Raw genomic sequence first — 24,161 nt, forward strand, 5'->3', positions numbered from 1 at the left:
CTACTGCCAGCGGGCCGGGCGGCGGTGCCGTCATCCGGCGCGGGCGTCTTACCCTGGAGCCGTGCCAAAGACGAAAAAGGCGAAGGACGAAAAGTCGGCCAAGAAGGACAAGAAGAACAAGAAGGACGTGCTGATCGGGTTGTCGTCCCCTGCGCCGTCGGGGACCTCCGCGGGTTCGCCGTCGGGGACCTCCGCGGGTTCGCCGTCGGGGACCTCCGGGGGTTCGCCGTCGGGTTCTTCGGCGGGCGACGAGAAGGGCCTCGACTTCGCGCGCGCGTGGGTGGAGTTTCCGGATCCGGCCGACGACGAACAGGTCTTCCGGTGCGATCTGACCTGGCTGACCTCCCGCTGGAACTGCATCTTCGGCAGCGGCTGCCAGGGCATCCAGGCGGGCCGCGCGGACGACGGGTGCTGCTCGCTGGGCGCCCACTTCTCCGACGAGGACGACGAGAAGCGGGTCGCCGAGCACGTGGCGAGGCTCACGCCGGACGTCTGGCAGCACCACGCCGAGGGCACCGAGCACGGCTGGGTCTCCGAGGACGACGAGGGCTCCCGCCAGACCCGCCCCTTCCAGGGCTCGTGCATCTTCCAGAACCGGCCCGGGTTCGCCGGGGGTGCGGGCTGCTCGCTGCACATCCTGGCCCTGAAGGAGGGCCGGGAGCCGCTGGAGACCAAGCCCGACGTGTGCTGGCAGCTCCCGGTCCGGCGGACGTACGAGTGGATCGACCGGCCCGACGACACGCGTGTGCTGCAGGTGTCGATCGGTGAGTACGACCGGCGCGGCTGGGGTCCGGGCGGGCACGACCTGCACTGGTGGTGCACCTCGGCGACCTCGGCGCACGGCGCGGGCGACCCGGTGTACGTCTCCTACCGGCCGGAGCTGGTCGAGCTGATGGGCAAGGCGGGCTACGACCGGCTGGTCGAGCTGTGTGAGGAGCGGCTGGCCTCGCAGCTGCCGCTGCTGGCCCCGCATCCGGCGGATCCCGCCCGCTGAGGCCGGTTTCCGAGGCGTTCTACGGGCTGGTCGGGCTCGGGGTGCCGCTGTCGCTCGGCAGCGGTGGTGAGCCGCCCGTGCCGCCGGTGCCGCCGGTCGGGGGTGGTCCGGTGGGCGTCGGGTCCGGGGCGGGCGACGTGGGTGACGGGTCGTCGGTGGGTGTCGGGTCTACGGGTGCCGAGGTGGACGGGCCCGGGTCGGGGTCAGGTCCCGGGCCGGACGGGGGCGGCGAGTCGTCGGGGGTGCCGGGGCGCGGGCCCGGGTGCGGCGGGCTGGGCGCGGTGCCGTAGCCCTCGATGGAGACGACGGCGCCGGTGGGCGAGACGGCCACCCGTGCGCTCCAGTGGCCGGACGGTTCGCGCAGATGGTCGACGTACACCCTGATGGTCAGCGTCTCGCCGGGCCGCAGGATGCCCGACGACCGGCTCAGGTACAGCCAGGAGGCGCTGGTGGACGCGGCCCAGCGCACCGGTGCGCCGCCGGTCGCGGTGAGGGTGATCAGCGTGGTGTCGCCGTCGTGGCCGGCCGTCACCGCCAGGTGGCCGGCGTTCTTCTCGCCGTCGCTGGCGCCGGCGACGCTGACGACCTCGACGGAGACGTCGGCCTTGCCGTTCTTGCCGAAGCGGGGGCCGGGGGTGGTCCGCGTGTTGCCGGTGTTCTCGTAGCCGTGGGTGCCGTCCGCGGACTCTCCGTCCAGGCCGTCGGGGCTCTGCCCCTCGCTGGCGGTGGCCGAGCGGCCGTCGTCGCCCTCGACGACCGGGGTGCCGCGGTAGGCCGCCCACAGGGCGAGCACGGGCGCGGCGACGACGGTGGCGACGACGGTCGTGGTGACGGCACGCGCGCGGAGGCGCTCCCGTCGGGCCGCCCGGTCCTTGGGGTCCATCGGGAAGCCGCGCCGGTCGAAGCGGGGGGTCGCCACCCGCGCGCGCGGGGGATGCGCCATGGCGACGTGCAACGCCGCGCGGGGCGCCTCCAGGACGGGCAGCTCGGCGGGCGTCACGCTCGTGCCGGGCCAGTGGCCGGGGACCGCGCGCTCGGCGGTACGGCGGCAGCGCGGGCAGTCGTCGACGTGCCGGACCAGCTCGCGACGCAGGGCGGCGCTCAGCACGTACCGGTTGTCACCGGCCAGGCGGGCGACGCCCGGGCAGGTGCCGGTCTCGACGACGGCGAGGGCCGCGCGGGTGCGCTCGACCTCGCAGGCGGCGGAGGCGAGCAGCTCCCGGGCGGCGGCCGGGCCCAGGCCGAGGACGGCGGCGACCTCGTGGGCGGTGAGGTGGTGGCGCACGGCGAGTTCGAGGGCCTCGCGCTGCTCCGGGGTGGTGCCGGCGGCCTCCGGCCAGGCGAGGAGGGCGAGTTCACGGCGGTGCCGCTGCTGCTCATCGCCGTGTGCGCCGTGTGCGCCGTGCGCGTCGTGCGCGTCGTGCGCGTCGTGCGCGGCATACGGTGCGGTGCGGTGCCGGCCGGTGTCGGAGCGGCCCGCCGCGTGACTGCCAGGACGTTTCTGCTTGGCCTCGGCCAGCCTGCGCAGGCAGGCCCAGCGGGCCAGCGCGTACAGCCAGGCCCTGCGGTCTCCGGCGGCCCCGGGACCGCGGTGGCCGCGGCGCTCGGCGAGCGCGAGCACGTCGCCCAGGGCGTCGGTCGCGGCGGCATGGTCGCAGAGCACGGACAGGCAGTACGTGAACAGGCCGTCCAGATGAGCGTCGTAACGCGCGGGTGGCCGCTGCGCCAGCGTGCGCGCCGCGGCGCGGTCACGCGCTTCCCGGTGCGTCCGGTGTGCACCGGTCGTGCGGGTCGTCGTCTCCGGACTGCTCCTCATCACTCGGCGACCGTAGGGGGCTATGGGTGGCGCGAAGTGGCGCGTTGGGCACTTTTAACCCGTACGGGTGAAACGATCCCTCATAAGGGGACAGGAGGCTGTTGTTCCGCGACTGCTGAGGGGTGGCTGGCGGCCCGTTCGGGGTCGATGTGGTCGATGTGGTGGGCGTACTGAATGTGGTGAGCGTGGTGGGCGTGGTGAGCGTGGTGGGCGTGGTGGAGGTGGCCGGTCGGGGATGAGAGCGGTGTGAAGGCCTCTCCCTCCCCCCATGCGGTGGGCGGTCCGGTCCGGGCGGAACGGGTGACGGCGGCGGGCAGGGCGGCGGGCGGGTTTCGTGGGGCTCTGCTCTCGTGGCAGGTGTTGTCAGTGGTGGCGGTTACGGTTCGTGCATGGCTGCCCGTGCGAAGACCACCAAGGACCGGCCGTCCTACCGCTGCACCGAGTGCGGCTGGCAGACGGCCAAGTGGCTCGGCCGCTGCCCCGAATGCCAGGCCTGGGGCACGGTCGAGGAGTACGGCGCGCCCGCGGTCCGTACGACGACGCCGGGGCGCGTCACCACCTCCGCGCTGCCCATCGGCCAGGTCGACGGCCGGCAGGCGACCGCCCGCTCCACCGGCGTGCCCGAGCTGGACCGGGTGCTCGGCGGCGGCCTGGTGCCCGGCGCCGTGGTGCTCGTCGCGGGCGAGCCCGGCGTCGGCAAGTCCACACTGCTGCTGGACGTGGCGGCCAAGGCGGCGAGCGACGAGCACAGGACGCTCTATGTCACGGGTGAGGAGTCGGCGAGCCAGGTGCGGCTGCGCGCCGACCGCATCAAGGCCATCGACGACCATCTCTACCTCGCCGCCGAGACCGACCTCGCGGCGGTCCTCGGCCACCTGGACGCGGTCAAGCCGTCCCTGCTGATCCTCGACTCCGTGCAGACGGTGGCCTCCCCCGAGATCGACGGCGCCCCCGGTGGTATGGCGCAGGTGCGGGAGGTGGCGGGCGCCCTGATCCGCGCCTCCAAGGACCGCGGCATGTCCACGCTCCTCGTGGGCCACGTCACCAAGGACGGCGCCATCGCCGGCCCCCGCCTGCTCGAACACCTCGTGGACGTCGTCCTGCACTTCGAGGGCGACCGTCACGCCCGCCTGCGGCTGGTGCGCGGCGTCAAGAACCGCTACGGCACCACCGACGAGGTCGGCTGCTTCGAGCTGCACGACGAGGGCATCACCGGCCTGACCGACCCCAGCGGCCTGTTCCTCACCCGCCGCGCGGAGCCCGTGCCCGGCACCTGCCTGACCGTCACCCTGGAGGGCCGCCGCCCGCTGGTGGCCGAGGTGCAGGCGCTCACGGTCGACTCCCAGATCCCGTCCCCCCGGCGCACGACCTCCGGACTGGAGACGTCCCGCGTGTCCATGATGCTGGCCGTCCTGGAGCAGCGCGGCCGCATCAGCGCGCTGGGCAAAAGGGACATCTACTCCGCGACGGTCGGCGGTGTGAAGCTCTCCGAGCCGGCCGCCGACCTGGCCGTCGCGCTCGCCCTCGCCTCGGCCGCCAGTGACACCCCGCTGCCCAAGAACCTCGTCGCGATCGGCGAGGTCGGCCTCGCCGGAGAGGTGAGACGGGTCACGGGCGTGCAGCGCAGGCTCTCCGAGGCGCACCGCCTGGGCTTCACGCACGCCCTGGTACCGACCGATCCCGGCAGGGTCCCTGACGGCATGAAGGTCCTGGAAGTCGCGGACATAGGGGACGCCCTGCGGGTGCTTCCGCGCTCCCGTCGGCGAGAGGCCCCACGGGAGGAGGAGGACCGCCGGTAGACTTTGCCCTGGTCTCGCCCGTCCGTACGACCACGTGTGCGACAGGGGAGCACCTGAAGAACCTGCGACCGGAGGAGTGCAGTGGCAGCCAACGACCGGGCAGCAGCCCCCGGAAGGTCCGGTGGGAGTGCCGGTACCGATGGCCTGATGCGCGCCTCGCTGAGCGCGGTGGCGCCCGGCACACTGCTGCGGGACGGCCTGGAGCGGGTCCTGCGCGGCAACACCGGCGGCCTGATGGTGCTGGGCTCCGACAAGACCGTCGAGTCGATGTGCACGGGCGGTTTCGTGCTGGACGTCGAGTTCACCGCGACCCGGCTGCGCGAGCTGTGCAAGCTCGACGGCGGCATCGTGCTGTCCTCGGACCTGTCCAAGATCCTGCGGGCGGGCGTGCAGCTGCTTCCGGACCCGACGATCCCCACGGAGGAGACGGGCACCCGCCACCGCACGGCGGACCGGGTCAGCAAGCAGGTCGGCTACCCCGTCGTCTCCGTCTCCCAGTCCATGCGGCTCATCGCCCTCTACGTCGACGGCCAGCGCCGCGTCCTGGAGGACTCCGCGGCGATCCTGTCCCGCGCCAACCAGGCCCTGGCGACCCTGGAGCGCTACAAGCTCCGCCTCGACGAGGTCGCGGGCACGCTGTCGGCGCTGGAGATCGAGGACCTGGTCACCGTCCGGGACGTGTCGGCGGTCGCCCAGCGTCTCGAGATGGTGCGCCTCATCGCGACCGAGATCGCCGAGTACGTGGTGGAGCTGGGCACGGACGGGCGGCTGCTGGCGCTCCAGCTGGACGAGTTGATCGCCGGCGTGGAACCCGAGCGCGAGCTGGTCGTGCGGGACTACGTGCCCGAGCCGACCGCCAAGCGGTCCCGCACGGTCGACGAGGCGCTCGCCGAGCTGGACAAGCTCAGCCACGCCGAACTGCTCGAACTGTCCACAGTCGCCCGTGCATTGGGCTACACCGGCTCTCCCGAGGCCTTGGACTCCGCCGTGTCGCCGCGCGGCTTCCGGCTGCTGGCGAAGGTCCCGCGGCTGCCGGGCGCGATCATCGACCGACTGGTGGAGCACTTCGGCGGCCTGCAGAAGCTGCTCGCCGCCAGCGTCGACGACCTCCAGACCGTGGACGGCGTCGGTGAGGCACGGGCGCGCAGCGTAAGGGAAGGGCTGTCGCGGCTGGCGGAGTCGTCGATCCTGGAGCGGTACGTCTGAGCCGTGTGCCTGGGCGGTACCTCTGAGCCGTGTGCCCGGACGGTACGTGTGGGCCATACGCCTGGGTCGCACGTCTGGGCCGTATGTCCGGGCCGTATGTCCGGGCCGTATGTCCGGGCGTCGGCGTGGCCGGAGCCGCGCCGACGTCGGGCTGTGGTCAGTCGTTCTTCAGCACGAACGACGTCCGCACCTTCTCGAACCCGGCCGCCTGGGCCTCCACCAGGTACGTCCCCGCCTTGGCCGACCCCGCCGGAGGCGTCCCGCACTCGGGGGCGCTCGGCTTGCGGTCCCACTTCGCGGTGTAGGTGATTCCGCTGCCGGCGGCCACCCGGTACTGCAGGCTGCCCGTGCCCTTGACGCAGTCGTCGGAGGACCAGTAGGCGTCGTCGCCGCTGGCCGGCGTGATCGTCAACACCGCGTGCTTCGGGCCGAGATCGACCTTGCAGTCGCTGCCGGAGGTGTTCCGTGCGGTCAGTTCGAAGGTGGGTGTCTGGCCGGGGGCGTAGTTATTGCGGACGCTGCGCAGGCTCAACTTGACCGCTCCCGGGGTGCAGTTGGGCAGGCCCGACCCACCCGGCAGGACGTCACCCGCGCCGACACCGGTCGCCGTACCGTCCCCGGAACCGCCACCGCCGGCACTGCCCGACCCGTCGGACCCTGCGCCGCCACCGGACTCACTGCCACCGGAACCGGAACCGGATCCAGACCCGGAACCGTCGCCGCTCCCGGACCCCGCACCCGACCCGCTGGAGTCCCCGCTCCCCGACTCGTCGCGCCCGCCCGGCGCCTGACTGATCGCCGGCCCGGAACCCGAGGGCCCCGGAGTGATCGAAGGCGCCGGGTTCTTGCCGTTGGCGCTGTCCTCCCGGTCCTTGCCGCCGCCCCCGCCGCCGGCGACCACGACCCACGTGATCAGCAGTGCCAACAGGGCGAACACGGACAGCAGTACGGCCCTCCGTCGCCAGTAGATGGTGGAGGGAAGCGGACCGACCGGATTGCGCAGAGATCCCACGGCGCAAACTGTACGAGAGATCGGTGCGTTCCCTTGTCCCACCCGCCGTTCAGACCCGCAACTTTTACGGATCATCATTCCGGAGACCGCCTCGGACCCCCTGCCGATCGACAGGTTCCCCACCTGTCGATCGCAGGGTGTGACCGAAATGCGGTTCCCCTTACGGTCCGTGAGTATGACCTTCGAGGACGACGAGCTCTACCGCGACATCACCGGCTTCGCCCAGGACACCCCAACGTGGGTTCAGCACACGGCGGAAGTGTGGACGGAGGGCGGAATCCTGTTGTTCGGCGCGCTGTTCGTCATCGCCTGGTGGCGGTCGCGCCGCGGCGACCCCCACGCATTCGCGATCGCGGCCCTTGCACCCGTGGCCACGGCTGTGGCGTATGTGTGCAGTGAGCTGCTCAAGTCCGGCTTCACGCAAGAGCGTCCGTGCCGGGCGGTCGCCGCGGCGGTGCCGTCCCTGGCGGAGTGCCCGCCGACCGGCGACTGGTCCTTCCCGAGCAACCACGCGACGATAGCGGGAGCTTCCGCCGTCGCCCTGACCCTGGTCCGGCGGGCGGTCATCTGGCTGACGGCGCCGCTCGCCCTGCTGATGGCCTTCTCCCGGGTCTTCGTCGGCGTCCACTACCCACACGACGTCGCCGCCGGACTGCTGCTCGGTGCCGTCGTCGCCGCCGCGGCCGTACGCCTCGGTATACGCCCGGCGACGCGGCTGGCCGAGGCGATGCGTGCGTCGTCGGCGACGGCGGTGCGGTGGCTGACCGGTCCGGGGCCGGCCGCTGTTCCACCCGCCGCCGCGTACGCCGCCACCTCGCACCGGCGCCGCTGAGACGCGTCAGACGTCCGTCTCGACCAGCCCCGCCTCGTACGCCACGATCGCCGCCTGCACCCGGTTGCGGACCTCCAGCCGCTCCAGGACCGCGCTCACGTACGCCTTCACCGTGCCCTCGACGAGGTGCAACCGGGCGGCGATCTCCGGGTTGGACAGGCCGGCGCCGACGAGGCCGAGGACCTCGCGTTCGCGGGGACTGAGCCGCGCCACACGCGCGCGAGCGTGTTCCTCGCGGGCGAGCCGGCCGCCGCCACCACCCCTGCCGAGGTCCTCGATGACGTACCGGGCGACCTTCGGGGACAGGAAGGCGGCGCCCTCGGCCACGGCCCGTACGCCCGCCATCAGTTCGTAGGGGTCCCCGGACTTGAGCAGGAATCCGGTGGCGCCACCGGCCAGGGCGCGGGCCACGTAGGACTGTTCGGAGAAGGTGGTCAGCATGGCGACTGCCGTACCGGGGACGGCTCGTACGATCTCCTGCGCGGCGGCGAGCCCGTCCAGACGGGGCATGCGGATGTCCAGCAGGGCCACGTCGGGGCGGTGGGCGAGGGCCAGTTCGACCGCCGCGCGGCCGTCGCCCGCCTCGGCGACGACCTCGCTGTCGCCACCGCTCGCCAGGATGGCGCGCACCCCGGCCCGCACCATCGCCTCGTCGTCGGCCAGCAGTACCCGGATCACCGTACGGACTCCTCCTGTTGCTGTGTTGCTTCTGTTGCTTGCGTTGCTTCTGTTGTTTCTGGCGCTTCGGAGCTTCTGGTGCTTCGGATGTTTCTGGTGCTTCTGTTGCTTCTGTTGCTTTCGGTTCTTCTGCTACTCGTGCTGCTTCTGTTGCTCTTGCCGGTCGTGTCGCCCCCGGCCCTCGCCGGACAGGCCCACTCGGGGAACGACGTCCTTGGCGACCAGCCGTCCCTCGTCGTCGAAGCAGAGGCGGAAGTGATCGACGGAGACGAGGAGTTCACCACTCGACCGGTAATAGAGGCAGTCGGTGTCGTCCGGAGACGCGGGGGCACGGTCGACGGGAGGGTCGTGGACCGCGCGGTCCGGCAGTACGGGGGCGACCTCGTCGTACGACGTGCCCGGGCGCAGCTCCGCGTAGGCGGCGGGGCTGAGCACCGAGTGCGTCTCGGTGTACGCGTACCAGCCGAAGGCCGCGCCGACCAGCAGGACGCCCGCACCGGCGGCGGCGCCCAGGCCCAGGGCGACGCGGCGGCGGGCGTGGGCGAAGGGTGCCGAGGGCACGGACCGGGCGGTGGGTGCGGGAGCGGGGGCCTGCTGCTCGGGGAGGTACGCGCGGACGCGGAACCCCGCCCCGTGCGGGCCGGCCCGGAAGTCGCCGCCGACCGAGGCGACGGCGGCGCGCAGTCCGAGCAGGCCCGAGCCGCCCGACGAAGGGGGGCCGGGCTCGGCGGCCCGTCCGTTGGTGACGGTGACGGTCGTACCGCGGTTCTGCCCGGTGACCGCTACGACGACGGGGGCGCCGGGCGCGTGTCGGGCCGCGTTGGTCAGCGCCTCGCGCACCACCCGGTGCAGCAGGCGTTCGACGATGCCGCCGGGCTCCAGGGCCGGGCCGGCGGTGTCCCGCGGTGCCCAGCGGACGGGGAGCCCCGACTCGGCGGCCCGGGCGACGAGTTCCTCGACGCTCTCGCCCGCCGGGGTCAGCGGGGCGGGCTCGTCGTTGACGGACACATCGCGCAGTACGCCGATGATGCGGTGCAGGTGGTCGGTGGCGTCGGCGGCGGCGGCGCGCAGGTCCGCCGCGGCGGCACGGTGGTCGGCGGCGAGTCCGGGGGCGACCTGGAGGGCCGCGGCGCGCAGGGCGAGCAGGCTCAGCTCGTGCCCGAGGGAGTCGTGCATGTCCTGGGCGATCCGGGCCCGTTCACGCAGCCTGGCCCGTTCCTCGGCGTGCCGCTGCTCGTCCTCCAGCCGGGCCGCCCTGAGCCAGCCGGCCTCGGCGAGCGCCCGGCTCTGCCGCCAGTAGCGTCCACCGAGCCAGGGGAAGACGCAGCCGAAGAGCAGGGTGCCCGTCAGTACCAGCCATTCGGGTGCCGGATCGACTCCGACCAGCGCGATCCGCACCGTACCGACGACGCCGGCACCGACGAAGCCGGCCACCGCCGGGCGCGCCCGCTCCGCGCGCAGGCCGAGCAGCAGGGCGAAGACGCCGAGGGCGGGGCCGTAGGAGACGCTGAACAGGGCAGGGGCGGCGGTCAGGCCGAGGCCCGCCGTCAACACGAACGCGACGAGCGGCCACCGCCGGGAGAGGGCGGCGGCCACGGCGAGCACGCCCAGGCCGGCCAGCTGCTGCCAGAGGGGACGCGGCTCGTTCATCCCGAGCCGGTCCGCGGTGACGGCGGGGAGCGCGAGGGCCGCCCAGAGGAGGGCACCTCTGCCGAGGAGGGCGAGGCGGGCGGGGCGGGCGGGGGCGCGGCCAGGACCCCTACCGCCCCCAGACTCCCTGACGCCACCAGACGCCTTGACGCCCCCAGACACCTCAGCTCCACCAGACGCCTTGGCTGCACCGGACGCCTTGGTTCCACCAGGTCGGACACCGCTGTCAGAACCCGTACCGCCACCAGGTCCGACACCACCGATCCCGGCGTCGTCGGCCGGACGGATACCTTCCATGGGGCGACGCTACAAGCGGCGGGCGGGGCGGCGCCCCTGCCGATCGTCAGGTGTCATGGCCGCCACCGGGTGGCGGTGCGCCCGTGCGGTGGTCCTCCCGTGGCAGGATCGGAGGGTCATGACTGCGCCCACGAAGCCCTCGAACAACGGCTCCTCCGACCCCGCCGCGACCCCGGCCCCGGCCACCGTCCCCGGCACCCCGGCCCCCGCCCCCGTCGCCGTCGCCGTCTCCGCGACCGGTGCCCGTGCCGGTACCGGTACCGCGACCGGTGCCCGTGCCCAGGTGTCCGCCGCGGGTGGCGAGCGGGCCGCGTCCGGTGTGTCGCTGCACTCACCCGTCATCGACTGGTTCGACGAGCACGCCCGCGATCTGCCGTGGCGGCGCCCCGAAGCCGGCGCATGGGGTGTGATGGTCAGTGAGTTCATGCTCCAGCAGACGCCGGTGAACCGCGTCCTGCCCGTCTACGAGCAGTGGCTGGCCCGCTGGCCGCGCCCCGCCGACCTCGCCGCGGAAGCGCCCGGCGAGGCGGTCCGCGCCTGGGGCCGGCTCGGTTACCCGCGCCGCGCCCTGCGCCTGCACGGCGCCGCCGCGGCCATAACGGAACGGCACGGCGGCGACGTACCGGCGGACCACGCCCAGCTGCTGGCGCTGCCCGGCATCGGCGAGTACACGGCCGCCGCGGTCGCGTCCTTCGCCTACGGCCAGCGGCACGCCGTACTGGACACCAACGTCCGCCGGGTGTTCGCCCGGGCGGTCACCGGTGCGCAGTACCCGCCGAACGCCACCACCGCCGCCGAGCGGAAACTGGCGCGTGCGCTGTTGCCGGACGACGAGGCGAGCGCCGCCCGCTGGGCGGCCGCCTCCATGGAGCTGGGCGCACTCGTCTGCACGGCGAAGAACGAGGCGTGTCACCGCTGTCCGATCGCGGACCGGTGCGCCTGGCGGCTGGCCGGCAAACCCGCGCACGACGGGCCGCCGCGGCGCGGCCAGACGTACGCGGGTACCGACCGGCAGGTGCGCGGCCGACTGCTCGCGGTGCTGCGGGAGGCGCCCGGGCCGGTGCGGCAGGCGGCCCTCGACCAGGTGTGGCACGAACCGGTCCAGCGCGCCCGCGCCCTGGACGGCCTCGTCGCCGACGGACTGGTGGAGCCGCTGGCGGACGGGATGTACCGGCTGCCGCTGAGCTGACGTACAACCGCGACGCAGAGGTGGCGCACAGCCGCGACACTGAGCTGACGTACAACCGCGACGCTGAGCTGACGTACAACCGCGACGCAGAGGTGGCGCACAGCCGCGGCACAGTGGTGGCGCACAGCCGCGGCACAGTGGTGGAGCAATGCCGCGGCGCCTTCCGTGACGGCGGCGCCGCAGGGCGAATCACCCTTTACCGCCATCAAGCAGCGCACTGCTCCACCCCGTCCCGATTTCCGTTACACAACCGACGGACAGCCGAGGGTTTGCCGAAGGCTGCTTCGCACAGCGCCGTGACAACGCTTCCCTACCTTCGTTGCTGTGCCCCCCGGGCACAGGACGACTACGGACCACAGGCAGTGGGCCGGCGGGTGACCAGACCGCCGGAAAACGGGGATCGGAAGGCGGTTGACCATGACGCAGGGCAAGGTGCTCGGGTTCGAGGAGTACGTCCGCACCCGGCAGGACGCGCTGCTGCGCAGCGCCCGTCGTCTGGTCCCGGACCCCGTAGACGCCCAGGACCTGCTGCAGACCGCGCTGGCGCGGACGTACCGCCGCTGGGAGACCATCGAGGACAAGCGGCTGGCGGACGCCTACCTGCGCCGGGTGATGATCAACACGCGGACCGAGTGGTGGCGGGCGCGGAAGCTGGAGGAGGTGCCGACCGAGCAGCTCCCGGAGGCCTGCGTGGACGACTCCACCGAGCAGCACGCGGACCGCGCCCTGCTGATGGACGTCATGAAGGTGCTCGCCCCGAAGCAGCGCAGCGTCGTGGTGCTGCGACACTGGGAGCAGATGTCAACGGAGGAGACGGCCGCCGCCCTCGGTATGTCGGCCGGGACCGTCAAGAGCACGCTGCACCGGGCGCTCGCCCGGCTCCGCGAGGAGCTGGTCGCCCGCGATCTGGACGCACGGGCGCTGGAGCGTGAGGAGCGGGAGCGTTGCGCGGCCTGACCATCGGCCGGCCCCCCGGGGAGGCCCGCAGGAGCGTACAGGCGGCGAGTACGGCGGTGGCCGTGTTCGTCGCCCTCGGCGTTTGCCTCTCCGGCTGCGGGGCCGGCGGCACCGGCGCCCGCGACGAGGGCCCGGCCCACGCGGACGCGGTGGGCGGGGCCGCCGCCGTCTCGTCCTCCTCGCCCACGGCCTCCCCTTCGAGGGGCCCCGACCGCGTGGACGCGGTGCGGCTCGTCAAGGACGACCCCGAGGTCTCCGCGGAGGTCAAGCGCGAGCTGAAGCCGTGCGTCGGCGATCAGTACGCCGTCGACGTGTCGTACGGGCAGCTGACCGGGGGCTCGGCGGAGGACGTCCTGGTCAACGTGCTGACGTGCGGTGACGCGGTGGGTGTGGGCACTTACGTGTACCGCGAGGAGGGCGACGCGTACCAGAATGTGTTCAAGGCCGAGGAGCCTCCGGTCTACGCGGAGATCGACCGCGGCGACCTGGTGGTGACCAAGCAGGTGTACGAGAAGGACGACCCGGTGTCCGGTCCGTCCAGCGACAACGTGATCACGTACCGCTGGGCGGCTGGCCGGTTCACCGAGGAGTACCGCACGCACAACGACTACAGCAACGCCGTGGGGACCGCCCCGACCGAGGTCCCGGAACCGGAGCCGGACAGCTGACGCACACGGCGCGTGAACCGATCGGCCCGCTCGAACCGATGGCCGAGTGAACGCGGTGCGCGATCCCGGCGTCTGCCCGAGTGACCTCACGTGACGCACGTGCCCGCACACGCTTCCGGCGACCGCATCCGGCGGGGCCGGCCCGACCCGACCCGACCATCACATCGAGGACTGAGAGCACCGGGATGGCAGACCAGACCCACGTCCTGTTCGTCGAGGACGACGACGTCATCCGCGAGGCCACCCAGCTCGCCCTGGAGCGGGACGGCTTCGCGGTCACCGCGATGCCCGACGGGCTGTCCGGCCTGGAGGCGTTCCGGACCGACCGCCCCGACATCGCGCTCCTCGACGTCATGGTCCCCGGCCTCGACGGGGTCAGCCTGTGCCGGCGGATCCGGGACGAGTCCACCGTGCCGGTGATCATGCTGTCGGCGCGCGCGGACTCCATCGACGTCGTACTGGGCCTGGAGGCCGGCGCGGACGACTACGTCACCAAGCCGTTCGACGGAGCCGTGCTGGTCGCCCGGATCCGCGCGGTACTGCGCCGCTTCGGCCACGCCGGCGGGGGCGACCGGGCGGAGGCGGGAGGCGCCGCGGACACCGGGGGCGTGCTCACCTTCGGCGAGCTGGAGGTCGACACGGACGGCATGGAGGTGCGCCGGGCCGGGCGGCCGGTGGCGCTCACCCCGACCGAGATGCGGCTCCTGCTGGAGTTCTCCTCCGCGCCGGGCACGGTGCTCTCGCGCGACAAGCTCCTGGAACGCGTGTGGGACTACGGCTGGGGCGGTGACACCCGCGTCGTCGACGTCCATGTGCAGCGGCTGCGCACCAAGATCGGCCAGGACCGTATCGAGACGGTCCGTGGCTTCGGCTACAAGTTGAAGGCCTGAGCGGGGACACAGGGATATGCGGGGGTTCTTCCGACGCCGGACCGCCTCGCCACCGGGGTGCCCGGGCATCCACAGGGGCGCCCCGGGGGCGAACACGCACACGGTGCCGAGCACGCGCACGGGGCAGAGCACGCCCGCGGGGGCGAGTACGGCTGCGGGGCCGAACAGGCGCACGGGGCAGAGCACGCCTGCAGGGCTGAGCACGCCCGCGAGGCCGAGCATCCGCACGGGGCTGCGCGTCCGCACGGGGCCGAGGACTCGTAGCGGGCTGGGGACTCGCAGCGGGCTGGGGGCCCGCAGCGGGGTGAGTATCCGCAGCGGGCTGCGCTGGAAGCTCAGCGCAGCCATCGCGCTGGTCGGCGCGCTGGTGGCGGTCGCGCTGAGCCTGGTCGTGCACAACGCGGCCCGGGTGTCGATGCTGGACAACGCCCGCGACCTCGCGGACGAACGCGTCCTGATCGCCCAGCGCAACTACGAGCTGTCCGGACGGCTGAACTTCCCCAACGCCCGGATCGACGACCCGGCGCTGCCGTCGGAACTGCGCCGCAAGGTCGAGAACGGGCGGCGCGCGACGTACGTCTCCGACCGGCCGAGCGGCGTCACGGACATCTGGGCGGCCGTACCGCTCAAGGACGGGCACGTGATGTCCCTGCACACCGGGTTCACCGACCGCAGCGCGGACATCCTCCAGGACCTCGACCAGGCCCTGGTCATCGGCTCCATCGCCGTCGTCCTCGGCGGCAGCGCGCTCGGCGTGCTCATCGGCGGTCAGCTGTCGCGCCGGCTGCGCAAGGCCGCCACCGCCGCGAACCAGGTCGCCAACGGCGAGCCGGACGTCCGCGTGCGGGACGCCATCGGCGGTGTCGTCCGGGACGAGACCGACGACCTCGCCAGTGCCGTGGACGCGATGGCGGACGCGTTGCAGCAGCGGCTGGAGGCCGAGCGCCGGGTCACCGCGGACATCGCGCACGAACTGCGCACCCCGGTCACCGGGCTGCTGACGGCCGCCGAGCTGCTGCCGCCGGGCCGGCCGACCGAGCTGGTGCTGGACCGGGCGAAGGCGATGCGCACGCTCGTCGAGGACGTCCTGGAGGTGGCCCGGCTCGACGGCGCCTCGGAGCGGGCCGAACTGCAGGACATCATGCTGGGCGACTTCGTGACCCGGCGGGTGGCGGCCAAGGACCCGGACGTCACCGTCCACGTGGTGCACGAGTCGGAGGTCACCACCGACCCCCGCCGCCTGGAGCGCGTGCTGTTCAACCTGCTCGCCAACGCCGCCCGGCACGGCCGGCCCCCCGTCGAGGTCAGCGTCGAGGGCCGGGTGATCCGGGTCCGCGACCACGGACCGGGCTTCCCCGAGAACCTCCTCGCCGAGGGCCCGAGCCGTTTCCGCACCGGCAGTACGGACCGGGCGGGCCGCGGACACGGGCTCGGCCTGACCATCGCGGCCGGCCAGGCCCGGGTGCTGGGCGCCCGGCTCACCTTCCGCAACGTGCGGCCGGCGGGGGCTCCGGAACACGTACCGGCCGAGGGCGCGGTCGCCGTGCTGTGGCTGCCGGAGCACGCGCCGACGAACACCGGGAGCTACCCGATGCTGCCGGACCGGTCTTCTCAGGGCGTATCGGACCGGTCGTCCCAGGGCGTATCGGACCGGTCGTCCCAGGGCGTATCGGACCGGTCGTCCCAGGGCGTATCGGACCGGTCGTCCCAGGGCGTATCGGACCGGTCTTCGCAGGGCGTGCCGGACCGGCCGTCCCGGAACGCCCCGCCCCGGGGCTCGTCCTAGCGGGCGGGGTCCCGGCCCGTGCCGAGGCCGCCCCCTCGTGCGGCCGGGTGAAGCAGAGCCGGTCGCCTGTCCCACCTGTCTCGCCCGTACGGCGGTACGACGAAGGTCTCCGGGCGGGCGCAATGCGCGACCACCCGGAGACCAGCGGAGACACCGGAGACACCGGAGACCAACGGAGACACCGGAGACCACCCGGAAACAAACCTCCGGCAAGCGGCGGGGCGTCCCGCCATCAGACGGAGCCGTCAGACGGACTCGGCAACCGGCGGCTTCGCCGTGCCCCCGGCGCCGCCGTCCCCGTCGGCCGGCCCCTCCGCCGCCTTCGGCCCCGCCCCCTTCAGCGGCACCTCCTTCACGAAGACCGCGGCGACCAGCGCGACCACCGCCACCGCGGCGCCGAGCAGGAACGCGCCGTGCGTACCGGAGGACACCGCGTCCTGGTACGCCACGCGCGCCGCCTCGGGCAGCTCGGCCAGGCTCGCCGCGTCCAGCTGCGCCGACTGCTCCGTCACCTTGGAGCCGAGCGCGCCCGCCTTCTCGGCCATGACGTCCTGGACGCGGTGGTTGAACAGGGCACCCATGATCGCGACGCCGAAGGAGGAGCCGAGGGTACGGAAGAGGGTGGTGGAGGACGACGCGACGCCCATGTCCTTCATCTCCACGCTGTTCTGCGCCACCAGCATGGTGATCTGCATCAGGCAGCCCATTCCGAGACCGACGACGGCCATGTAGACCCCGGAGGTGAGGCGGCTGGTGTCGGTGTCCATCAGGGAGAGCAGGTACAGCCCCACCGTCATCAGTGCGCCGCCGGCCACCGGGAAGATCTTGTAGCGGCCGGTGTTGGTGGTGACCCGGCCCGCGACCATCGACGTGACCAGCATCGCGCCCAGCATGGGCAGGAGCAGCAGCCCGGAGTTGGTGGCGGACGCGCCCTGCACCGCCTGCTGGTACAGCGGGAGGAAGAGGGTGGCGCCGAACATCACGAAGCCGACGATGAAACCGATGACGGACATCAGCGTGAAGTTGCGGCTGCGGAAGATGTGCAGCGGCATGATCGGCTCGGCGGCCCGGGTCTGCCAGAACGCGAACCCGACCAGCGCGGCGACGCCGATGCCGATCAGCTCCATGATCCGCGCGGAGGTCCAGGCGTACTCGGTGCCGCCCCAGGTGGTGACGAGCACGATGGCGGTGATGCCGATGGTCAGCAGCGCGGCGCCCAGGTAGTCGATCCGCGCCTGGCTGCGCTTCTTCGGCAGGTGCAGTACGGCGCTGACGGCGACCAGCGCGACCGCGCCGAGCGGCAGGTTGATGTAGAAGGACCAGCGCCAGCCCCAGTGGTCGGTGATGGTGCCGCCGACCAGCGGTCCGCCGATCATCGCCAGCGCCATGACGCCGGCCATCATGCCCTGGTACTTGCCGCGTTCCCGGGGCGGTATGAGGTCGCCGATGATGGCCATGACGCCGACCATCAGACCGCCGGCGCCGAGGCCCTGGACGGCGCGGAACCCGATGAGCTGGCCCATGTCCTGGGCCATGCCGCTGAGGGCGGAGCCGATCAGGAAGATCACGATCGAGGTCATGAACGAGCCCTTGCGCCCGTACATGTCGCCGAGCTTGCCCCACAGCGGGGTGGAGGCCGCGGTCGCGAGGGTGTAGGCGGTGACCACCCAGGAGAGGTGTTCCAGGCCGCCGAGCTCGCCCACGATCGTCGGCATCGCCGTGCCGATGATCATGTTGTCGAGCATCGCGAGCATCATCGCGATCATGAGCGCGAGCAGGACCACCCGCACGCTCCTCGGCTGTTTGCCGCCGTCGGTGACGCCGGCCCCTGCCTCCGCTGCGTCCGCCATCGCTCCCACTCCCCCAGCTGCCGCTGTACATCCGCTTACTTACTTGCCGACCGGCAAGTTGACTACAGTCGGGAAGGTAGACGCGCAACTAGCCGGGCGTCAAGTAAGTTTTTCCCGGGAGTGCGCAGTGCGGTCCGGGAAGTGCGCGGAACAGGAGGTGCGTAGGAGGATGGGCGGCACGATGGACAGCACCAGGCAGCAGCGACGCCGCGGGGACACCCGCCAGCGCATCCAGGACGTGGCACTCGAGCTCTTCGCCGAGCAGGGGTACGAGAAGACCTCGCTGCGCGAGATCGCCGAGCGCCTCGACGTCACCAAGGCGGCGCTGTACTACCACTTCAAGACCAAGGAAGAGATCCTCGTCGGCATCTTCGAGGATCTGACCCGGCCGATCGGGGACCTGATCGCGTGGGGGCGGGAGCAGCCGCACACCCTGGAGACGAAGCAGGAGATCGTCCGCCGCTACGGCGAGGTGCTGGCGGGCGCGGCGCCGCTGTTCCGCTTCATGCAGGAGAACCAGGCGACGGTGCGGGACCTGCGCATCGGCGAGATGTTCAAGACCCGCATGCTCGGCCTGCGCGACATCCTCATCGACCCGGAAGCGGACCTGGTCGACCAGGTCCGCTGCGTCAGTGCGATGTTCACCCTGCACGCCGGGATGTTCGTCCTCCAGGATCTGGAGGACGACCCCGAGAAGAGGCGTGCGGCCGTTCTCGAGGTCGCCACCGACCTGGTGGCCCAGGCACACCGGAGCGCGGGGGGCGCGTAGCCCCCCGCGCCCCGGCCCCTGGCCCTCTGGCCCGGCCTGTGACCTCTGGGGTTGCCCCTTAGACGGTCACGCCCTTGGCGCGCAGGAAGGCGACCGGGTCGACGGCCGAGCCGTAGTTCGGGGTCGTACGGATCTCGAAGTGCAGGTGCGGGCCGCTGGAGTTGCCCGTGTTGCCGGACTTGGCGATGGACTGGCCGGTCTTCACGACCTGGCCGGCGTTCACGTTGATCTTGGACAGGTGCGCGTACTGGGAGTACGTGCCGTTGCCGTGCTTGATCACGATCGCGTTGCCGTAGGCGGGGCCGTCACCGGCGCCGTTGCCGCCGGCCTTGACGACGGTGCCGCCGTGCGCGGCGACGACGTTGGTGCCGATCGGCACGGCGAAGTCCTGGCCGCTGTGCTTGCTCGCCCACATGCCGCCGTTCTGGGCGAAGCTCGCGGTGAGCTTGTAGTTCTTCACCGGGTCCACCCAGGAGGCGGCCTTCTTCTTGGTGGCCGTCTTCTTGGCGTTGACGGTCTTCGCGCTCGTGGCCTTGCCGGCCTTCGCCGCCTCGGCCTGCGCCGCGGCCTGGGCCTCGACGGCGCTCGCGGCGGTGGAGGTGCTGGCCGCCGTGGTGCCGGTGGCGGCCGCGACCCCGGCTCCCAGTGCGACCGAGGCTCCGAGGCCGGCGGCCATCACCGCGGCGCGGGTGCGGATGGTCGTACGGGAAGAACGGGACGTGACACGCGGAAACATTCGAACCTCATGGGGACGGGAACAGAGGGATGCCCCTCCGGCGTGACGCGAAGGCGCTCACCGGGCGGGCTCCACATTGGTAACCCGATGGGCCCGAACCGCACAAAGGTGTGACCTACGACGTTATTTAGTACTTGAGCCCGATACTTCTCGACCCTCGACAGAGCCCCCATAACGGACATAACCAGCTCAGAGGCCTGCAAATCGACCACCCGAGCACTCCGATATGCCCGTTTTCGTAGTTCTTGCGGCTTCCACTATTCCCCGTAGTACAGGGCGAACGGCCTGTGCGGCACATCACCGGCAGCCATGATCGAAGGGCCGGTGAATGTGACGGGGGCTACGCCGAAGCGGCCTTTCGGACGGCTCATGGGCGGCGTGGGGGGCGTGGGGGGCGTGGATCCGGCAGCGTTCGGGACCAGGCTCGCGGCGGGCCCGGTCGGTCCGCCGGCGAAGCAGCCGCTCGTGCGGCAGGGCCCGGCCGCCAGGCCGGTACGGCTGTCCGCGCCGGTCTCCTTCCGGGGCGAGAGGCGGACCCCGGTGAGCGGCGGTAGCCGCGAAGCTGGTCCGTGAGCCGGCGGAGCGGGGCGCACGCCAGCCGCCCCGCGGCAGAGACCGAGCTGGACGCCGTGACCGACGCGCTCCACCGGACGCCGCACGCCCTGGGCGACCTGGACCCCGACGACGTACAGGCCGTACGGCTGGGCCGCGAGGAACGCACCGCCCGACTGCACGAGGCGGCGGGCGGTGACGCGGACCTGCGGCACCTCGACGCGGACACGGAGGCCCTGCGCGCCCTCGCCCGGCCCTGCGCACCCTCGCCCAGCCCGGCGCCCGGCTGCCCGTCCCCGGCGACTTCCTGACCGCGGTCGGCTGCCCGCTCGCCGGCGACTTCCTGACCGCGGTCGGCTGCCCGCTCGCCGGCGACTTCCTGACCGCGGTCGGCTGCCCGCTCGCCGGCTCCCAGCCGCCCGGATGGGCGGAGCGCGTGCTCTCCGCCGGACGCGGGGTGCTGCTGATGGACGGCGTGGACGAGGTGCCGGCCCGGGGAACGCGCCCGCACCCGGCGCCGGCTGGGCGACCTGCCCGCCGACATCCCGGTGAACCCGCGCTCCCCGCACTGGCCTCGAAGCGGAAATCGGTCATCTTCTGCAAGGCCCTGGCGACTTACCGGCCAGTAACCCTACGGTTCCTCTCACGTCACCCTCGCCATCGAGCATGCACTCGAGAACAAGCAGCGCGTACGGACGAGAGAGGTACTCCATGAACAGACGCCCCTGGCTGCGTCGGGCATCGGTGAGCGCGGTCTCCGCCGCCGCCCTCGTCGCCCTCGCCTCCCCGGCGGATGCCGCGGCCCCCACGCACTCCTCCGCGCCCGCCGCCGTGGCGGCCGTGGCGGCCGACGTCGACTACGACACCTGGCAGCGCGACTGCCGGGCGGTGATGGACCAGGCGCTGCCCTACCTCAAGGAGCGCATCGCCGACGCCGCACCCGGCGAGAAGCAGGCGATCGTCCTCGACATCGACAACACCTCGCTGGAGACCGACTTCGGCTTCAGCTACCCGCAGCCCGCCAACCGGCCGGTCCTGGAGGCCGCCCAGTACGCCCAGGAGCGCGGCGTCGCCCTGTTCTTCGTGACCGCCCGCCCGGGCATCATCGAGGCGCCCACCGAGTGGAACCTCGCCCACGCCGGCTACGAGTCCTCCGGCGTCCACGTCCGCGGCTTCCTCGACCTGTTCCGGAACGTCGCCGAGTACAAGACCGAACAGCGCGCCGAGATCGAGTCGAAGGGCTACACGATCATCGCGAACATCGGCAACAGCGCCACCGACCTGTCGGGCGGCCACGCCGAGAAGACCTTCAAGCTCCCCGACTACGACGGCCAGTTGTCCTGACACCGACCGATAGGCTCCACCCCTGGTCGAACGATCACGGGGGTGGCACATGGAACCGGCGGTACTCGGCGGCAAGTTGGCGTCCAGCCTGGTCGCCCCGCTGGTGAAGAAGCTCTTCGTCACGGGCGGTCCCGGCGCCGGACTGGTCGACCGGCCGGTCCGGCTGACCCGACTCGTCGCGTTCCGGGGCGAACAGCGCCACCTCGGTGAGGCGGAGGTGCGCAGGCTCGCCGGGCGGCTCGTCGGGGCGTCCCTGGACTCCCCCGGCGAGCCGCCCTTCCCGCCGGACGAGACGGAGGCCGTCACCCACGCGCTGACGACCCGTCTGCTCGCCCTCGGCGAGCTGGATATGGACGACGTCCAAGCGGTGCGGCTGGGCCACCGGGAACTCGCCGAGCAACTGCGGCGCCGGACGCCCTCGGCCACCGGGGGCCTGTCCGCCGACGCCTGCTACTTCCTCGACTCGGTGACGGAGTGGGCCTGCCTGCACATCCTGGAGTTCTTCACCCGGCGCTCCACCTTCGTCGCACGGACCCTGGTGGCCCAGACCCGCGGCCAGGCCGAGCTGATCGCGAAGGTCGACGAACTGATCGCCCGCACCCCGCGCCCCGACGCCCGCGACACCGCCTTCGAGCGCCGCTACCTGCCCTACGTCACCGAGCGCCACAACCACCTCACCATCTACGGTCTCGACCTGCGCGACTCCCCCGACCGCTGGCCCCTGGAAGTCGCCTATCTGAGCCTGGAGGCGACCACCGACGGGGATCCCGGCCGGGACGCGGCGCCCGGCGAGAGCGCACCGGCCCGCACGGGGCGCATGCCCGCCGAAGCGGCGCTGGACAGGGAACCCCGCGTGCTGCTGCGCGGCGACGCGGGCTCCGGCAAGACGACCCTGGTCCAGTGGTTGGCAGTGACCGCGGCCCGGGAGGGCACGCGCGTCCCGTTCGTCCTCCCCCTGCGCACCCTGATCCGCACCGGCCCCCTGCCCGCCCCGGCCGCGTTCCTCAGTGCGGTCGGCTGCCCCCTGACGCCGCCGGACGACTGGGCGGAACGCGTCCTGGACGCCGGCCGCGCGCTGGTCCTGGTCGACGGCCTGGACGAGATCCCGCAGGCCGACCGGCACGCCACCCGTGACTGGCTGAGCGGCCTCCTCCACGCCTATCCCGGCAACCACTGGCTGCTGACCACCCGCCCCACCGCCGTACGCGCCGACTGGCTCGCCCGGGAACGCTTCGCGGAACTCTCCCTCGCGCCCATGGGCCGGGCGGAGGTTGCCACCTTCGTCCACCGCTGGCATCAGGCCGCCCGCGCCCCCGAGTACGAACAGCGGCTGCTGGACTCCCTGCGCACCAAGCGCGATCTGGCCCGCCTCGCCACCAACCCGCTGATGTGCGGCCTGATCTGCGCCCTGCACCGCGAACGCCGCGGGTATCTGCCCACCGGTCGCAAGGAGCTGTACGACGCGGCCCTCACCATGCTCCTGGCCCGCCGGGACCGAGAGCGGGGCACGGTCGCCGTGGACGGCCCGGAGCTGGGTGAGGAGGCCCAGCTCGAACTGCTCCAGCGCCTCGCCTACGCCCTCGTGCTCAGCGGCCGGCAGGAGATGACGCTGGAGACGGCCGAGGGCATCGTGGACCGGGCCCTTCCCTCCCTGGGCCCCGTCTCCGGGCAGGAGAGCGCCCCCGAGGTCCTGCGCACCCTGCTGCTGCGCAGCGGCGTCCTGCGCCGCCCGGCCGAGGACGTCCTGGACTTCGTCCATCGCACCTTCCAGGACTACCTGGCGGCCCGATACGCGGTCGAGGAGGGCCACCTCGGCGTCCTCGCCGGCCGTGCCGAGGACACCGAGTGGGAGGACGTCATCCGCATGGCCGTGGCCCACGCCCGGCCCCGCGAACGCGTCTCCCTGCTCAGGCAGCTGCTAGGTGGGAACACACCCCGGCTCACCCTGTTGGCCCTGGCCAGCCTGGAGCACGTCGCGGCCCTGGAGCCAGTGGTACGGGCGGACGTGGAGCAGCGGGCCGCCGAGCTGATCCCGCCGCGCACGGCCGCGGCAGCCCGGGAGCTGGCAGGGGCGGGGCCGCTGGTGCTGGAGCTGCTGCCGGGTCCGGAGGGCCTGTCGGCCGAGGAGGCGCTGGGCGTCACGGTCACCGCATCGGTCCTCGGCGGCGAGGAACCCGACGGCGCCCTCGCCGTCCTACGCCGCTTCCGGGACCACCCCGACCTCGACGTCCGCCGCCAGCTCGTGGGCACGTGGCACCGCTTCGAGGCGGAGGAGTACGCGCGGGAGGTGCTGGACCACCTGGACCGGACGGAACTCATCCTCGACTGCGGGACGCCCGAGCAGCTCGCGGCCCTCGCCGGGATGCGGCCGTGGCACAGGCTGTCCGTCTCGGGACGGTACTCCGCCGATTCCCTCGCCGCCAGAATCCCCGAGCCCTCGGCGGTCACCGAACTGTCCCTCGCCGACAACCCGCTGCTCACCGACCTGTCCGCGCTGCGCCGCTTCACCTCGCTGAAGCGGCTGGCGTACTACCGGTGCCCGAACGCTCACGGCCTGGACCAGCTCGTGGGGCTGGGCCTGACCGAGCTCGTCCTCCATTCCGGCACCGACCTGGCGGGGCTCCGGTCCCTCACGTCCCTGACCCTTCTCTCGCTGGTTCAGGCACTGCCCGGCGCCAATCTCACCGAGACACTGCCCATCGACGCCACACTGGACTTTCTCTATCTGGGGGACGAGTGCACCGCGTCGACCGGGCTGCGGGGACTCGGTCACTGGCGGACGTTGCGCACCCTCAGCCTCGGCGCGCTGACCACGGAGCTGACGGAGGATGACTGGCGGGAGGTCGCCGCCCTGCCCGTCCTCACCCACCTGTACCTGAACGCGGCGATCCTCCGTGAGGTGCCGGCTTCCATCGGCCGGATGCCCGAACTACCGGGCGTCGAGGAGCTTGCGGTCGTCGGCCTGGAGGGCACCGAGCACCTGGCGGCGCTCGCGGCCCGGCTGCCGGACGTGCACCACGTGACCCTCATCAACCGCGTCGGCCACTCCCTCGCTCCGGCCGACTTCCGTCCCCTCTTCCCGGGCGCCGAGGTGATCCTGGAGGAACAGTGACCCGGCATGCGAAAGGGGCTGCCC

Annotated in this window: 19 protein-coding genes and 1 pseudogene; 14 read left to right on the top strand and 6 right to left on the bottom strand. The window is 72.7% G+C overall.

What is annotated here, in order from left to right; translation table 11 throughout:
• The first annotated feature begins 280 nt into the window (after positions 1-280).
• Positions 281-994 (top strand): DUF3109 family protein, encoded by a 714-nt coding sequence (locus ACZ7G3_RS13485; protein ID WP_426601803.1) that lies wholly within the window; start codon positions 281-283, stop codon positions 992-994.
• A gap of 19 nt (positions 995-1,013) precedes the next feature.
• On the opposite strand, the gene ACZ7G3_RS13490 is transcribed toward ACZ7G3_RS13485, so the two are convergent.
• Positions 1,014-2,813 carry a BACON domain-containing protein gene (locus ACZ7G3_RS13490; RefSeq protein WP_470925464.1) on the bottom strand — a complete coding sequence of 600 codons (1,800 nt, stop codon included), beginning with the start codon at positions 2,811-2,813 and terminating at the stop codon, positions 1,014-1,016.
• Between the two features lie 386 nt (positions 2,814-3,199).
• On the opposite strand from ACZ7G3_RS13490, the gene radA reads away from it, so the two are divergent.
• Positions 3,200-4,609, top strand: coding sequence for a DNA repair protein RadA (gene radA / locus ACZ7G3_RS13495; protein ID WP_426524148.1), 1,410 nt, complete (start codon positions 3,200-3,202; stop codon positions 4,607-4,609).
• Positions 4,610-4,690: 81 nt separating this feature from the next.
• Positions 4,691-5,815, top strand: coding sequence for a DNA integrity scanning diadenylate cyclase DisA (gene disA, locus ACZ7G3_RS13500; protein ID WP_426601756.1), 1,125 nt, complete (start codon positions 4,691-4,693; stop codon positions 5,813-5,815).
• A gap of 157 nt (positions 5,816-5,972) precedes the next feature.
• Here the strand turns inward: disA and ACZ7G3_RS13505 are convergent, their stop codons facing one another.
• Positions 5,973-6,827, bottom strand: a complete 855-nt coding sequence (locus tag ACZ7G3_RS13505) for a hypothetical protein (RefSeq protein WP_470925466.1) — start codon at positions 6,825-6,827, stop codon at positions 5,973-5,975.
• A 175-nt stretch (positions 6,828-7,002) separates the two neighbouring features.
• Between ACZ7G3_RS13505 and ACZ7G3_RS13510 the strand changes: the two genes are divergently transcribed.
• The gene (locus ACZ7G3_RS13510) at positions 7,003-7,659 is read left to right on the top strand and encodes a phosphatase PAP2 family protein (protein WP_470925468.1); all 657 of its coding nucleotides are present in this window, start codon (positions 7,003-7,005) and stop codon (positions 7,657-7,659) included.
• 6 nt (positions 7,660-7,665) lie between these two features.
• Here the strand turns inward: ACZ7G3_RS13510 and ACZ7G3_RS13515 are convergent, their stop codons facing one another.
• Together ACZ7G3_RS13515 and ACZ7G3_RS13520 are read right to left on the bottom strand one after the other, a co-directional pair.
• Positions 7,666-8,337: a response regulator transcription factor gene (locus ACZ7G3_RS13515; protein WP_426601759.1), complete on the bottom strand. Its 672-nt coding sequence runs from the start codon at positions 8,335-8,337 to the stop codon at positions 7,666-7,668.
• A gap of 132 nt (positions 8,338-8,469) precedes the next feature.
• A complete protein-coding gene (locus ACZ7G3_RS13520) occupies positions 8,470-9,987 on the bottom strand; it encodes a sensor histidine kinase (RefSeq protein ID WP_470925470.1) in 1,518 nt (505 codons plus the stop codon).
• 415 nt (positions 9,988-10,402) lie between these two features.
• Between ACZ7G3_RS13520 and ACZ7G3_RS13525 the strand changes: the two genes are divergently transcribed.
• The 5 genes and pseudogenes from ACZ7G3_RS13525 to cseC all read left to right on the top strand — a co-directional run.
• Positions 10,403-11,473 (top strand): HhH-GPD family protein, encoded by a 1,071-nt coding sequence (locus ACZ7G3_RS13525; RefSeq protein ID WP_470925472.1) that lies wholly within the window; start codon positions 10,403-10,405, stop codon positions 11,471-11,473.
• A 417-nt stretch (positions 11,474-11,890) separates the two neighbouring features.
• The gene (locus ACZ7G3_RS13530; RefSeq protein ID WP_426601762.1) at positions 11,891-12,430 is read left to right on the top strand and encodes a SigE family RNA polymerase sigma factor; all 540 of its coding nucleotides are present in this window, start codon (positions 11,891-11,893) and stop codon (positions 12,428-12,430) included.
• Entirely contained in the window at positions 12,418-13,098 is a 681-nt protein-coding gene (locus tag ACZ7G3_RS13535; protein ID WP_470925474.1) for a hypothetical protein, read from the top strand. Before ACZ7G3_RS13530 ends, ACZ7G3_RS13535 begins: the two co-directional genes overlap by 13 nt.
• A 185-nt stretch (positions 13,099-13,283) precedes the next feature.
• Positions 13,284-13,988: a two-component system response regulator CseB gene (gene cseB, locus ACZ7G3_RS13540; protein ID WP_470925476.1), complete on the top strand. Its 705-nt coding sequence runs from the start codon at positions 13,284-13,286 to the stop codon at positions 13,986-13,988.
• Between the two features lie 16 nt (positions 13,989-14,004).
• Positions 14,005-15,588, top strand: a pseudogene (gene cseC, locus ACZ7G3_RS13545) (two-component system sensor histidine kinase CseC); the annotation flags it as partial.
• 431 nt (positions 15,589-16,019) lie between these two features.
• Here cseC and ACZ7G3_RS13550 read toward each other — a convergent pair.
• Complete coding sequence (locus tag ACZ7G3_RS13550) at positions 16,020-17,624, bottom strand: MDR family MFS transporter (RefSeq protein WP_470925478.1); 1,605 nt, start codon at positions 17,622-17,624, stop codon at positions 16,020-16,022.
• A gap of 169 nt (positions 17,625-17,793) precedes the next feature.
• Here ACZ7G3_RS13550 and ACZ7G3_RS13555 point away from each other — a divergent pair, with 169 nt between their 5' ends.
• On the top strand, positions 17,794-18,393 hold the full coding sequence (locus tag ACZ7G3_RS13555; protein WP_426601767.1) for a TetR/AcrR family transcriptional regulator: 600 nt from the start codon (positions 17,794-17,796) through the stop codon (positions 18,391-18,393).
• Positions 18,394-18,451: 58 nt separating this feature from the next.
• On the opposite strand, the gene ACZ7G3_RS13560 is transcribed toward ACZ7G3_RS13555, so the two are convergent.
• Positions 18,452-19,129 carry a M23 family metallopeptidase gene (locus ACZ7G3_RS13560; protein WP_426601768.1) on the bottom strand — a complete coding sequence of 226 codons (678 nt, stop codon included), beginning with the start codon at positions 19,127-19,129 and terminating at the stop codon, positions 18,452-18,454.
• Positions 19,130-19,698: 569 nt separating this feature from the next.
• On the opposite strand from ACZ7G3_RS13560, the gene ACZ7G3_RS13565 reads away from it, so the two are divergent.
• The 4 genes from ACZ7G3_RS13565 to ACZ7G3_RS13580 all read left to right on the top strand — a co-directional run bounded on the left by ACZ7G3_RS13565 (position 19,699) and on the right by ACZ7G3_RS13580 (position 24,137).
• The gene (locus tag ACZ7G3_RS13565) at positions 19,699-19,992 is read left to right on the top strand and encodes an NACHT N-terminal Helical domain 1-containing protein (protein WP_470925481.1); all 294 of its coding nucleotides are present in this window, start codon (positions 19,699-19,701) and stop codon (positions 19,990-19,992) included.
• Positions 19,993-20,060: 68 nt separating this feature from the next.
• Complete coding sequence (locus ACZ7G3_RS13570) at positions 20,061-20,396, top strand: P-loop NTPase family protein (protein ID WP_470925792.1); 336 nt, start codon at positions 20,061-20,063, stop codon at positions 20,394-20,396.
• Entirely contained in the window at positions 20,393-21,025 is a 633-nt protein-coding gene (locus ACZ7G3_RS13575) for an HAD family acid phosphatase (protein WP_470925482.1), read from the top strand. Before ACZ7G3_RS13570 ends, ACZ7G3_RS13575 begins: the two co-directional genes overlap by 4 nt.
• A gap of 49 nt (positions 21,026-21,074) precedes the next feature.
• Complete coding sequence (locus ACZ7G3_RS13580) at positions 21,075-24,137, top strand: NACHT domain-containing protein (protein WP_470925484.1); 3,063 nt, start codon at positions 21,075-21,077, stop codon at positions 24,135-24,137.
• Positions 24,138-24,161: the final 24 nt, after the last annotated feature.

This window comes from Streptomyces sp. NPDC037271 (assembly GCF_055603605.1).